The following is a 12,629-nucleotide window of genomic DNA, read 5'->3' as shown; positions in this document are numbered from 1 at the left end:
CCGCCTGCGCGCTATCCAATCAGGCAAGTTCGCTTTAAGTGAACGGCATTACGGCCGAGGCCGGTTTTTTTCGTTGGAGCTGCGAGCTGGCTCAGGCAGTTGCGTCCGCCATTGGGCGGGGCATGGCATGGCCGTTGTCGATGGGCGCTGCCGGCGCGGGCAACGGGCTGGCCACGGTGGGCCGGCGCACGGGGTGGCGCAGTGCGACCAGGCCCTTTTGCTCCAGGTCGATGCGCGGGGCGCTGGGCTGGCCCTTGAAATCGAGCCACTGGTGGTTCTCGTAGTCGTAGAGCTTGCAGGTGCGCATGGTGCGCAGCAGGGTGCGTACCGAGGCTTGCTCGATCACCAGCTTGTGGCCCACCAGCTCGTTCATGCGCTTTTGCGCGGCCAGCAGGTGGTACGAGGGGATGCCGGCGTGCGCGTGGTGCGCGGCGTGGTTGTAGACGTTGTTGACCACCTTGGAGATCCAGTCGGGCAGCACCCAGACCACCGAGCACACTTCGGGGCTGTGGCGGTTGTGGCGCAGGTCGTCGCTCTTGAACCAGGGGATGTTGGGGTGGGTGTGCATGATGTACAGCGAGGTGCTGCTCAGGAACATCAGCGTGAACAGCGGCAGCACCCAGCCCAGCAGCACGGCCTGCAGGGCCGTGACGGGGGCGAAGGCGGGCGAGCACAGCAGCAAGGCCACGTAGCTGCCGTGGTAGGCCAGCAGCAGGGCAGAGTACCTGCGCGACTCGGCTACCTGGTCCTTGGGCGTGCGCACGTTGGGGTACACGCGGGTCGGAAACCAGTGGATCGCGAAGTACAGCCACAGGCCGATACCGAGTGGCGCGCGGTAGATGTGCTCCAGCACCTTCCTGTGCCAGGGCAGCGCGTCGTAGCCAGCCTTGGAGTAGGGCGTGTAGTAGTCGAAGTGGTCGCCGTTGGTGTAGGGGTGGTGCACCTTGTTGTGGTCGTGCGACCACATGCGGTAGTTGTGCGTGGCGGGCACGCCGGCCACGAGCGCCAGCACCCAGTTCAGCCGTTTGGAGCGCGCCAGCGTGCCGTGCGCTGCATCGTGCGCCAGGGTGTAGAACGAGGACAGGCGCACGCCCGCCATCAGCGCGGCCACCACCTTGAGCCACATCGGCTCGGCCAGCAGCACGGTGGCGATGAAGGCCCAGTACAGCACATGGTCGCGCAGTACCAGGGTCACGCCCTTGCGGTCGCTGGGATTGGCGAAGGCCGAGAGCTCCTGGAGCAACTGGGCTTTGGAAATCTCGGGCCGGGCGGCGGTGGGCTGGGTCATGGGCGGTGCACTGGGTGGGCGGATGGCCCCTTGTGCGTCACGCCGGTGGCGTGTGGGTGGCCGCCAGATGGGATCTCTGTGGCAATGCCCGCAAAAGGGGAGAAACGTCAAGAAGTGTTTCACACAGGACCCCGGATCCCGCGCCGGAACAGCAGGGTGAAATCCGCCCATTTCGGGCATTTGCCGGCAAGGATGCGCGGTGTCCCAAAAGAAAACGGCCCCGAAGGGCCGTTGGATGGGCGAGGGCCGTAGTGACGGCTGGCTCTGCTGAAGAAGGCTTCGGTGGAAAAAAAGGCCTGGCTACGCGGGACAATCTGGCCCGTTGGCTGGCAAAAACGACCCTTGCGGACTGGAAGCCCGGGAGTCGCCCCACGATGAAACCTGTTATTTGGTGAGGATCAGCTTTCCAAGCTTGGTGGCCTGCAGCCGGTATACCGAGCCGTTGTGGCTGATGGCCACGGCCTTCTGGCCCTGCAGCAGATCGTTGCTGTCCACGGCGGCCGCTCCATCCACTGCGGCAGCGCTGCGCAATGCGGCGGCCTGCTGCGGCTGCAGGGAGTCTGCAGAGGCGGGGCGCATGAGCGTGGCGGCAGTGAGGGTGGCTTGCATGGAAGGGTTCCTGGTACGTTGAATGGTGTACGGCCTGCTAATGATAGTGATTCGCAATTACTGGTCAAGTGATTTCGCACATTGAACGGTATGAATCCTGGTTGGTGCCCTGATCGGGGTGAACCACTGCGGCTTGTGCGCCACAGGCACCAAGCAAAACAGGCCCGAAGGCCTGTTGTTGCGTGGCAGAGGACTGCGCCTTGCGGGTGCAGGGCATCACTGCGGATCGGTCACGAAGCCGATCTTGCGCACGCCGGCGCGCTGGGCGCTGGCCATGGCCTGGGCCACGCGTTCGTAGCGCACTTCCTTGTCGCCCTGGATGTGCAGATCCGGCTGGGGCTGCTTGGCCCCTTCGGCCTGCAGACGGGACTGCAATTCCTCGTCGCTCACCTGCGAGCCGTTCCAGTAGTACTTCCCGTCGGCCGCCACGGACAGGCGCACGGTTTCGGGCTTGATGTTCTCGGGCTGGTTGGTGGCGCGCGGCAGGTCCACGTTCACCGAGTGCTTCATGACGGGCACGGTGATGATGAAGATGATGAGCAGCACCAGCATGACGTCCACCAGCGGCGTCATGTTGATCTCGTTCATCACGTCATCGGCGTCGTCTTGCGTTCCGAAGGCCATGGCTTAGCCGCCCTTCTTCATGGGCAGCACCTTGCCCTGCTCGCCGCCGCCAGCGGACACGCGGGCGCCGGTGACGAAGTAGGCATGCAGATCGTGCGCAAAGCTGTTGAGGCCGCCCAGGATGGACTTGTTGCCGCGCACCAGGGCGTTGTAGCCCAGCACGGCGGGGATGGCCACGGCCAGACCCAGGGCGGTCATGATCAGCGCTTCACCGATGGGGCCGGCCACCTTGTCGATGGTGGACTGGCCCGAGGTGCCGATGGCCAGCAAGGCGTGGTATATGCCCCAGACGGTGCCGAACAGGCCGATGAAGGGGGCGGTGGAGCCGACCGAGGCCAGGATGGCCAGGCCCGATTGCAGGCGTGCGGTGAACTCGTCGATGCAGTTGCGCAGGCAGCGCGTGACCCAGTCGCTCACGTCCAGGCTGTCGTGCAGGTGCGCCTTGGTGTTGCGGTGGTGGGCCGTGGCTTCGCGGCCTTCCAGCGCCAGGTGGCGAAACGGGTTGGTGTTGTCCTGGCCCAGCTTGGTCAGGCCGGCGGCAAAGTCTTCGCTGTGCCAGAAGTCCTGGGCAGAGCGCGTGTGCTTCTTGAACTTGATGATGTCCAGGGCCTTGATGATGATGACGATCCACGAGGCGAGGGACATGCCCAGCAGCAGCACGGCCACTGCGCGGGTGACAAAGTCACCCTGGATCCAGACGTTGGCGATGCCGAATTGTGATTCCATGAGAACTCCTGATGATTATTCGAGAACAAAATTGACGGGCTGCATGTACCACATGGCTTCGGGCACTCCATTGCGTTTGCCTGGCACAAAGCGCCAGCGCGTAACCGCTTCCTGGGCCTGGCGGTCCAGCCGGTCATAGCCGCTGGACTTGTTGATCTCGACCTTCTGCGGCACGCCGTCGGTGCCGATGAGCACGCGCAGGATGACCTTGCCCTGCTCGCCCATGCGCTTGCTGATGGCCGGGTAGCTGGGGGAGGGGTTGTTCAGGTGGGCCGCGTCGCTCGACGGCAGCTCGATCTTGGGTGGGGCGGGAGGGGCGGGCGGTGCCGGTGGCGGCGCCTGCACGGCCACGGGCGCCTCGATGGGCGGGGCAGGAGGCTGCGGCGTGGTCACGCCCGTGGGGGCATTGGGCGCGGGCGTCGGGTCGGCAATGGCCACGGGCATGGGGGCCGGGCGCGGGGCCTTCACCTGCGGGGCGGGCCTGGGTGGCGGCGGCACCGGTGGCTTGGGCGTCGGCGGCTCTATCTTGGGGGCCGGCGGTGCGATGAATTCGCTGAGCAGCTCTGCCGGCACGATGACTTCTGCCGCGCGGCGCAGCAGGCCCGACTGCAGTGCCCAGATCCCGGCCACGTGCAGCAGCACGACGGAACCTACGATCACGGTATTGCGGCTGACGCCCCCGGGAGGGGCAAAACGATCAGGGTGAGACATAAGTGTGATTGCAGCTGCCGCCGCTTGCACGGCAAACGGCACAGGCCTGTGAGACCTTGATTATTTACGGAAGATCCACCAGGCCGAGCCTGCGACGAGGATCAGGCTGCCGGCGAGTGTCGAGAGGAGTTCCATGCCCTGCTTTCCATGATGGAGCTGGCAAGCTGGATCGTCTGGGGCGCTGCCTCGTTGTGCAGGGCGGCGACCGGACTCGATGCACTGCACTGGGCCACCACGTCGCGGGCGCAGCTTTCGCAGCATCCGCATTGGGTGGCGACGCCCAGTTCGAACTGGATTTCATCAAAGCTCATGCCTGCACGGGCGTGGCGGGCGATCTCGCGGTCAGAAATCCGGCGGCAAACACAGACGATCATGGCGGCAGGCAGTGGTGGCTGGCTGGTAGAAGATGAGCGATTATAAATGCGAATTTTTCGCATTTGCAATAAATCAATTCTGTCAGGAGGGGAAAACCCGATAGTCCGCGTCGAGATCGGCTCCCAGCAAGGCCGGCGAGGCATCGGCCAGCGTGGCGCAGCCGGTGAGCGCCATGGCGATTTCCAGCTCATCGCGCAGCAGGCGCAGCACATGCGCCACCCCGGCAGCGCCCGCGTTGGACAGGCCCCACACCACGGGGCGGCCCACCAGCACCGCAGATGCGCCCAGTGCCATGGCCTTGAGCACATCGGTTCCCCGGCGGATGCCGCCGTCCACCAGCACCGGCAGAGCCCCATGCACCGCCTGCACGATGCGCGGCAGCGCGGTGGCCGTGGCGGGGGCGGTGTCGAGCGTGCGCCCGCCATGGTTGGACACCACCAGGCCCGCCACCTGGAGGCTGGCGGCCTGGTGGGCGTCTGCCGGGTGCAGCACGCCCTTGAGCAGCACCGGCAGGCGGGTGATGGACTGCAGCCAGGCCACGTCGTCCCAGGTGGGTGCCTGGTGCAGCAGGGCATCGAACAGGGCGCTCTGGCCGGGCTGCAGCGCCACGGGCGGCGCTGGCGGCATCTGGGCCAGGTTCACGGCGTCGATGCCGGGCGGCAGGCGAAAGCCCGCCCGGCGCTCGCGGTCGCGCGCGCCGCTGGAAGGCGCATCCACGGTCAGCACCAGGGCCTCGTAGCCGGCGGCTTCGGCGCGCTCCACCAGGGCGCGGGTGAATCCCCGGTCGTGCTGCAGGTACAGCTGGAACCACAGGGGCCCGCGCCCGGCATCGTTCAGCACGGCCTGGGCAATGGTTTCCAGCGGCAGCGTGGCCTGGGTGCTCAGCACCACCCCGGCGCCCATCGCCGCAGCCGCGTAGGCGGTGGCCAGCTCGCCATCGCCATGGGCCATGCGCTGAAAGGCCACAGGCGCCAGCAGCACCGGGTGGGCCAGCGTGCGGCCGAGCAGCTCAATGCGCGTGTGGCCGCCAGCCAGGGGGCGCAGCATGCGCGGCCACAGGGTCAGTGCGTCCCAGGCGCTGCGGTTGGCGCGCAGGCTGATTTCGTCGGCCGCACCGCCGGCAAAGTAGGCCCAGGCGTTGTCGTCCAGGTGCTGCCTGGCGTGCTGTTCGTGATCCGCCAAGCTGGCGATGCCAGGGGGAAGCTGTTGGCGTGATGGAACGTAGGTCATGAAGTGACAGAAGAACCTGGCGTCAGGTCACACATCGGACCACATGCGCAGCAGATTGTGGTACGTGCCCGACAGCGTGATCACCGAAGGGTGTGTTTCGCCCACGCTCTGTCTGAGCCGCAGCAGCGCCATGTCCATGTCGAACAGCAATTGCCGCTGCTCCAGGCCGCGCACCATGCTTTCCACCCAGAAGAAACTGCTGATGCGATGGCCGCGGGTGACGGGCAACACCTGGTGCACGGTGCTGCCGGGGTACATGACCATGTCGCCAGCTGGCAGCTTGATGCGTTTTTCACCCCAGGCCTCGGTGGCCACGAGTTCGCCGCCTTCGTACTCGTCCGGCGGGGTCAGGAACAGCGTGCACGACAGGTCGCTGCGCACCCACGCGTTGTCGGCCCTGGAGTGCATGACGGCGCTGTCCACATGGTCGCCATAGAAGTTGGCGCTGTCTGCGTAGTGGTTGAAAAGCGGGTTGTAAATGCGCCGAGGCAGGGCGGCTGAAAAAAACAATGCGTTGCGGGCGAGCGCCGCCTTGACCAGGCCCTGCAGCTGGCCCGAGAGCTCGCTGCCCTGCGAAAGCTGCAGATTGTTCTTCTGGTGCACCGCCTGGCTTCCCGCGCTGCGGGCTCCATCCACCCACGGGGTGTCGGGTGCCCAGAGCTTTTGCCGAAAGTGCGCGATCTCTTCGGCCGTCAGTACATTCTTGATGTGCAGGAACATGGGGCCTGATTGTGACTCCGCCCCCGGTGAAGGGGGCGGAGCCATCTCGTCACATCATTAGAAGCGCGTCTTCAGCGTCATCTGCACGGAGCGTGGCACGCCCGGCGTGTAGAAGCCGCGGTACAGGCCGTCTGCATAGGTGCGGTCAAACACGTTGTTCACGTTCAGCTTCAGCGAGGTCTTGTCGTCGAAGGCGTATTCGACCATGGCATCCATTACCGCAAAGCCGCTGGCGTACACCGCGCGCGAGCCTTCGGGGTTCTGCTTGCCGCGGTAGGTCAGGCCTGCACCCAGGCGCAGCTTGGCGGTGAGGGCATAGGTCGTCCACACGCTGCCGCTGTGCTTGGGCGTGAGGCCGGGGCGGTCGCCCTGTACCTGCGCGCCGCCACCATTGGCTGCCAGCGCCACGTTGCTTTGGTCGATCTTGGCCGAAGGAATCCAGGTGTGGTTGGCGAACAGCTCCCACTGGGGTGTCAGGCGGCCCGCCAGATTGAACTCCATGCCGGTGGCGTGGCGCTTGCCGGAAAGCAGCTCCTGCTGGGCTGCGGTATCGGGGTCGGTGTTGCGCTCGTTGTACTTCTGGCTATAGAAGGCGGCGACACCCAGCAGCGCGCGGCGCTCGAACAGTTCGAACTTGCTGCCGATCTCGAAGTTGCGGCTCTTCTCAGGCGGGGTGTTGGCCGTGCGGGCGGTGCCGTTGCCGGGGTTGCCGAACTGGTAGGTGTCGCCCGAGGTGTTGTACGACGTGCCGAACGATGCGTAGTACGAAGCCAGCTCGTTGGGCTGGAACACCAGGCCTAAGCGGGGGCTGAACAGGCTGTCGGAGCGGGAGTTGCTCAGGGCCCCGGTCGCGTTGTTGTAAGACGCCTTGAAGTCGTCATAGCGCAGGCCGGCCACCAGCTTCAGCGTGTCGTTGAGCGAAACCGTGTCCTGGAAGTACAGGCCCAGGTTGCGCGAGGCGAAGGTGTTCCACTGCAGCGGTGCGCGGCCATCGGCCACCCAGGCGCCATCGTTGGGTGAACCCACGGTGGTGTTCGGACGTGGCGTGGTGTTGGCGTAGTTCTGATTGCGCTTGGCATCGTCGTCGTAGTAGTCCACGCCGGCCAGTACCGCGTGCTTGCGGCCACCCCAGTTGAAGGTGTTGTTGTAGTCGCTTTGCACCTGCAGCACTTCGCTTTCGCCCAGGCGGCCCTTGGAGCCACGGGTCAGCACGGTGTCGCCGTTGATCTGGTCCAGCGTGAGGGCGCCGTTCTGGAAACCGATGGTGCTGGCCAGCAGGTCGCGCTCGTACTTGCCGTAGCGCAGGCGCGTGGTCAGCTCGCCGTTGTCGTCAAAACGGTGGATGTGTCCCAGCGTGACGTACTGCGAAGAAGTGTTGTTGTGGTCGCTGGCCAGGCCGTAGTAGTTGCGCGCCTCCAGGGGCGTGTTGATCTTGCCGTCGACCAGGCGCCAGGGGTGGTTGTACAGCGGGCGGCCTTTGGATTCGAAATAGTACAGCCCGATCGAGAACTCGTCGCGTGTACCGATACCCCAGGCGAAAGTGGGCGCAATGCCACGTTTGTCCTGCTTGGCGCCGTAGTTGTCGTACTCCTGCACCATGGCGTTCAGGCGGAAGGCCGCGTTCTCGCCGGTCTTGAAGTTGAAGTCGCCCGTGGCGCGGTGGTATTGGCCGGTGCCGAAGGTGTAGGCAGCCTCGTGCTGGTCGATCAGCAGCGGGTACTTGTTCACCTGGTTGACCACGCCGCCGGTCGATCCCTTGCCGAACAGCATCGAGGCAGAGCCCTTGAGCACTTCGATGCGATCGTTGTTGAACGTGTCGCGCTCGATCAGCGGTGCGTCCTTCATGCCGTCCACATAAATGTCGCCGGCCTGACCCAGGGAGAAGCCGCGCAGGCGCACGTCTTCCTCGCCTGTTTCGCCGGACAGGAAGGTCACGCCTGCGGTGGTGCGCAGCACCTCGCGGAAGTCGTCCTGGTTGCGGTCGTTCATGAGCTTTTCGGTGAACACCGTCACGGACTGGGGAATGTCCTTGATGTCCTGGTTGCCCTTGCCGACCGTGGTCTTCTTGAGCAGCAGGGTGTCCTTGCCTTGCACTTCGGCAGCTTCCTTGACCGTCACCGTGCCCAGGGTGGGCGCGGCGGTCTGCGCCCAGCTGCTCACCGATGCGGCCAGCATGAGGGCGCCCAGGGGCAGAAGGCCCTTGTCGGACGTGAAGGAGGTGGTGGCTGCAGCGGTGTGTGCAGCGGCGGCGGCGCGCGCAGCAGGCTGCGCTGCACGGCGGATGTTTTTCTTGGCCAAGGTGGCTTCTCCAACGGAACAAAAGGGTCGCTGCGGGGCCCGCGGCGGGGGTGTTCAGAAGCAGTGGCTGGCAGGCGGCGTGCAGGGCAGGAGTTCTGCAAAGGGTGCAGTGGCTGGCAACGGCAGATCGCGTGCGTGGCTGTGCTTCATGGCGTCGGAATATTAATCTTATTGCGTATTATTCATATTCACAGTGTTGCTTTTTTGCAACGATCCTGAATGACTTTCGCGAAAATGACGCAAAAAAGCCGGCGCGAGGCCGGCTTTTCAGAGAGTGCGGGGTGCGCTCTGTGCGCTTGCGTGCTTACTTGACGTGCTTGCCGATCAGGCCAGCCAGTTCAAACATCGACACCTGGGGCTTGCCGAAGAGCTCCTTGAGCTTGGCGTCTGCATTGATGTTGCGCTTGTTCGCAGCATCTTGCAGGTTGTTGGCCTTGATGTAGACCCACAGCTTGCTGATGATCTCCGTGCGTGGCAGCGGTGCCGAGCCGACCACAGCCGCGAGAGCGGGGCTGGGGGTGAGGGCCTTCATGAACGCAGCGTTGGGCGTGCGCTTCTTGGCAGGAGCCGCCGCCTTGGTGGCGGGCGTCTTGGCTGCGGGTGCTGTTTTTGCCGGAGCCTTTTTTGCAGTTGCCATGTTGGATTTTCCTTGTTGGAAGTAGATTGTCTGACCAGTGAAAGCCTAGCCTCTCTGCTGGCAGGCCGATGCTACTGGGAAAAAAACGCGTTTCCAAGGGAGAAAACGCTTTTTTTGCCTCGATTTGTTGCTTGGGTGCCCCAGGGAAGGTAAAGCTCACCGTTTTGGTGCTTTCCCTAGGGGGAAAGTGGGTCCTGGCGATTTATGCGGGTGCGGGCGCCACCCGACCACCGTGCATGACAATGAAAGGCGCTGAGTGTCCGCGCAGCACCCTCTTTTCTTCTGGTCTTTTTTGCACGAAAGGTCTTTGCAACATGACAGCCCCCTCCTCTGCAGCCTTCAGCACCTGTGATTTCTGCGACGCGCACAAGGGCGACGACAGCGGTGCCTTTCGCGTGCTGCCCCCGGTGTTCCAGGACCTGGGCGGTGTGGCCGCCTTCAGCGGGCCGGTGAGCACCGTCAAATGCTTCGAAGACAATACCCTGGTCAAGGCCGCCGTCGATTCCCCCGGCAACGGCCGCGTGCTGGTGGTGGATGGCGGCGGCTCGCTGCGCCGGGCGCTGGTCGGCGGCAACCTGGCCGCTGCGGCCGCGCGCAATGGCTGGGCCGGCGTGGTGGTGGACGGCTGCGTGCGCGACATCGCCGAGCTGCGTGCGGCGGCCGTCGGCATCCGTGCCCTGGCCCTGATGCCTTTGCCCACCGAGAAGCGCAACGAGGGCCAGCGCGACGTGGCCGTGCAGATCCAGGGCGTCTGGGTGCGCCCGGGGGACTGGCTCTACGCCGATGCCGATGGCATTGTGGTCAGCGCAGGATCGCTTTCAGCCTGATTTCCTGCCCACGCGCCAGGCCAGGCTTGAGGGCAGGGTAGCCAGCAGCACGCTGGCCAGCGCAATGCCAAAGGCCAGCAGCTGCAGGCCGCTGAGCGATTCGCCGAGCACCAGCACGCCCACCAGGGCCGCGCTCACCGGCAGCAGCACGGTGAACACGCCGCCCTGTGCGGCGGGCACCGCGCGCAGGCCCGTCATCCACAGCCACACCGTCCAGATGCTGGCGGCCAGGGCGTAGAACACCAGCAGCAGCCAGGTGCCCCAGCCCACCGCCGCGAAGTCGAAGTGCCAGGCGGCGTACAGGCCCAGGGGCATGGACAGCGTGAAGCCCCACAGGTTGATGATGGAGGTGATGCGCTTGGGGCCCAGCGCGCCCGTGAGCTTCTTGCCGATCACGGAGTACGCCGCCTCGCACACCACGGCGCCCAGCAGCAGCAGCTGGCCCAGCCAGGCCAGGTCGGCCTTGCCTGCAGTCGCATCGGCACCTGCCGGGCTTGCATGGCCGGCGCTGGGGCTTGCCAGGGCAAACAGGGCAATGCCCACCACGGCGCAACCCACGGCCACCCAGGTTCTCGGCGCCACCTTCTCGCGCAAAAAGGCCCAGCTCATCACCGCCACCGCCGCCGGCATGCTGGCCATGGTGACGCCGGCCGATACCGCATTCGTCAGGCTCACGCCGTAGATCATGCAGGCGGTGAAGAGGAAGTTGCCCAGGAAGGATTCGAGGAACAGCAGGCGCCTGGTCTGCGCCGTCATCGGTGGCTCGTCGGCCGGCTTCTTGAGCCAGTGCAGCATGGCCAGGCCGCCGATGCCAAAGCGCATCCACGCGAGCAGGAACACCGGCAGAACGGCCGCCAGCGGCTTGGACAGGGCGACATAGCTGCCCACCAGCGACATGCTGAGGGCCAGGCAAAGGTAGGCAACGGTGCGGCTGGGGGCGGTCATGGGGCAGAGGGAGGCTTGCGCACCCGCGTTCCGATACGGAGCGCCGGGGTCGCGAGCGGGATGGAGGTGTCGGCAGAGCGACCCCGCGATGATTGCACAGGCGCTAAGCTCCCTTGGGTTCATGGCGCAGATCTGGCGCCGCTCTTTTTTCAAACCCTTGTTCCGAGGAATACCCCATGCGCAGTGTCGTTTTCGAATCCTTTGGCGAGCCTTCCGAAGTGCTGGTTCTGGCCGACCGCCCAGAGCCCGAGCCCGCAGCCGGCCAGGTGCGTGTGCGCATGGCGATGTCGCCGATCCACAACCATGACCTGGCCATCATCCGCGGCAAATATGGCTACAAGCCGCCGCTGCCGGCGGTGCCGGGCACGGAGGCGGTGGGCGTGGTCGACGCATTGGGCGACGGCGTCACGCACCTGAAGGTGGGCCAGCGGGTGATGCTGGCCGGCGCCAGCGCCACCTGGGCCGAGTTTTTCCTGGCCCAGGGCGCCAAGCTGATCCCCGTGCCCGATGCGGTGTCCGACGGCCTGGCCTGCCAACTGATCGCCATGCCCCTGTCGGCCGCCATGCTGCTGGAAGATCTGCAACTGCAGCCGGGCCAGTGGATGGTGCAGAACACCGCCAACGGCGCCGTGGGCAAGACCGTGGCCATGCTGGCCCAGGCGCGCGGCGTGAAGGTGGTGAACCTGGTGCGCCGCGACGCGGGCGTGGCCGAACTCGATGCCCTGGGCATTGCCAACGGCGTCTCGACCGAGCAGGCAGGCTGGGAGGAGCGCGTGCAGGCCATTACCGGCGGTGAGCCCATCGTGCGTGCGGTGGACTCCATCGGCGGCGACGCCGCCAACCAGATCATGAACGTGGTGGCGGCGGGCGCCACGCTGGTGTCGTTTGGCGCCATGTCGGGCCAGCCGCTGGTGCTGAGCGCCAACAACCTGATCTTCAAGCAGGCCACGGTCAAGGGCTTCTGGGGTGCCAAGCGCTCCGAGGCCACGCCACCGGCCGAAATGGCGCGCCTGATCGGCGACCTGATCCGCCTGGCCGCCAGCGGCGAACTGCGCCTGCCGGTGGAGGCCGCCTTCGACATTGCGGATGCGGCCAAGGCGGCGGCCGCCAGCGACGTGCCGGGCCGCGCCGGAAAGATCACGCTCACCGCCTGACAGCCATCCCTCCACCTCAGAAAGGACCTGCACGATGCCCGACGCATCCCATCTCCCTGGCGCGGTGCGCTGCGTGTTCGTGTACGGCACCCTGCGCAAGGGCGGCTCCAACGACATCACGCGGCTGCGGCCGGCGCCGCGCTTCGTCGGCATGGCGCGCCTTGCGGGCACGCTGTACCACCTGGGCGCCTATCCCGGGCTGCTGCTGGGCGGTGCCGTGGATGTCGCGGGGGAGGTCTACGCCATCGAGCCGGCGCTGGAGCAGCGTCTCGATGGGATCGAGGAAATCCACGGAAGACCTGACGACGAATACTTCAAACGCGAGCGCACGCTGCAGGTGGCCGGCCGGTTGGTCGACTGCTTGGTGTACGAGATCAATCCCGACCGGGTGGCCTCTGCCGCGCGCATCGAGGGCGGCGACTGGATGCTCGAATTGTCACGCTCTGTAAGGAAATGAGGCTGCGGGCAAGGCGGTGGCTGGGAGA

14 protein-coding genes are annotated in these 12,629 nt (G+C 65.7%); 3 read left to right on the top strand and 11 right to left on the bottom strand.

Going from position 1 to position 12,629, the window contains the following annotated elements; genetic code table 11:
* Positions 1-91 precede the first annotated feature (91 nt).
* The 10 genes from ASE28_RS07345 to ASE28_RS07305 all read right to left on the bottom strand — a co-directional run bounded on the left by ASE28_RS07345 (position 92) and on the right by ASE28_RS07305 (position 9,218).
* On the bottom strand, positions 92-1,288 hold the full coding sequence (locus tag ASE28_RS07345; RefSeq protein ID WP_057265865.1) for a fatty acid desaturase: 1,197 nt from the start codon (positions 1,286-1,288) through the stop codon (positions 92-94).
* A 384-nt stretch (positions 1,289-1,672) separates the two neighbouring features.
* Positions 1,673-1,897, bottom strand: a complete 225-nt coding sequence (hemP, locus tag ASE28_RS07340; protein WP_057203653.1) for a hemin uptake protein HemP — start codon at positions 1,895-1,897, stop codon at positions 1,673-1,675.
* Positions 1,898-2,113: 216 nt separating this feature from the next.
* Positions 2,114-2,521, bottom strand: coding sequence for a biopolymer transporter ExbD (locus ASE28_RS07335; protein ID WP_057203652.1), 408 nt, complete (start codon positions 2,519-2,521; stop codon positions 2,114-2,116).
* A 3-nt stretch (positions 2,522-2,524) separates the two neighbouring features.
* Positions 2,525-3,247 (bottom strand): MotA/TolQ/ExbB proton channel family protein, encoded by a 723-nt coding sequence (locus ASE28_RS07330; RefSeq protein WP_057203651.1) that lies wholly within the window; start codon positions 3,245-3,247, stop codon positions 2,525-2,527.
* 15 nt (positions 3,248-3,262) lie between these two features.
* Entirely contained in the window at positions 3,263-3,958 is a 696-nt protein-coding gene (locus tag ASE28_RS07325) for an energy transducer TonB (RefSeq protein WP_057265863.1), read from the bottom strand.
* 101 nt (positions 3,959-4,059) lie between these two features.
* Positions 4,060-4,332, bottom strand: a complete 273-nt coding sequence (locus ASE28_RS31230) for a bacterioferritin-associated ferredoxin (RefSeq protein ID WP_082604280.1) — start codon at positions 4,330-4,332, stop codon at positions 4,060-4,062.
* Between the two features lie 82 nt (positions 4,333-4,414).
* Positions 4,415-5,563: an alpha-hydroxy acid oxidase gene (locus tag ASE28_RS07320; protein ID WP_057265862.1), complete on the bottom strand. Its 1,149-nt coding sequence runs from the start codon at positions 5,561-5,563 to the stop codon at positions 4,415-4,417.
* 27 nt (positions 5,564-5,590) lie between these two features.
* Complete coding sequence (locus tag ASE28_RS07315) at positions 5,591-6,283, bottom strand: Fe2+-dependent dioxygenase (RefSeq protein WP_057265861.1); 693 nt, start codon at positions 6,281-6,283, stop codon at positions 5,591-5,593.
* Between the two features lie 57 nt (positions 6,284-6,340).
* The gene (locus tag ASE28_RS07310; RefSeq protein WP_057203647.1) at positions 6,341-8,581 is read right to left on the bottom strand and encodes a TonB-dependent siderophore receptor; all 2,241 of its coding nucleotides are present in this window, start codon (positions 8,579-8,581) and stop codon (positions 6,341-6,343) included.
* Between the two features lie 304 nt (positions 8,582-8,885).
* A complete protein-coding gene (locus tag ASE28_RS07305; protein WP_007856154.1) occupies positions 8,886-9,218 on the bottom strand; it encodes an SWIB/MDM2 domain-containing protein in 333 nt (110 codons plus the stop codon).
* Between the two features lie 314 nt (positions 9,219-9,532).
* Here ASE28_RS07305 and rraA point away from each other — a divergent pair, with 314 nt between their 5' ends.
* Positions 9,533-10,045, top strand: a complete 513-nt coding sequence (gene rraA, locus ASE28_RS07300; RefSeq protein WP_057265860.1) for a ribonuclease E activity regulator RraA — start codon at positions 9,533-9,535, stop codon at positions 10,043-10,045.
* On the opposite strand, the gene ASE28_RS07295 is transcribed toward rraA, so the two are convergent.
* The gene (locus tag ASE28_RS07295; protein ID WP_057265859.1) at positions 10,037-10,990 is read right to left on the bottom strand and encodes a DMT family transporter; all 954 of its coding nucleotides are present in this window, start codon (positions 10,988-10,990) and stop codon (positions 10,037-10,039) included. The genes rraA and ASE28_RS07295 overlap by 9 nt on opposite strands.
* Positions 10,991-11,166: 176 nt before the next feature.
* Between ASE28_RS07295 and ASE28_RS07290 the strand changes: the two genes are divergently transcribed.
* Positions 11,167-12,144: a zinc-binding dehydrogenase gene (locus ASE28_RS07290; RefSeq protein ID WP_057265858.1), complete on the top strand. Its 978-nt coding sequence runs from the start codon at positions 11,167-11,169 to the stop codon at positions 12,142-12,144.
* 34 nt (positions 12,145-12,178) lie between these two features.
* Positions 12,179-12,601, top strand: a complete 423-nt coding sequence (locus ASE28_RS07285; protein ID WP_057265857.1) for a gamma-glutamylcyclotransferase — start codon at positions 12,179-12,181, stop codon at positions 12,599-12,601.
* Positions 12,602-12,629: the final 28 nt, after the last annotated feature.

The organism is Acidovorax sp. Root219 (assembly GCF_001428665.1).
GTDB lineage: Bacteria > Pseudomonadota > Gammaproteobacteria > Burkholderiales > Burkholderiaceae_C > Acidovorax.
The sequence above is the reverse complement of the archived record's forward strand: the minus strand, read 5'-3'. Positions and strand labels throughout refer to the sequence as shown.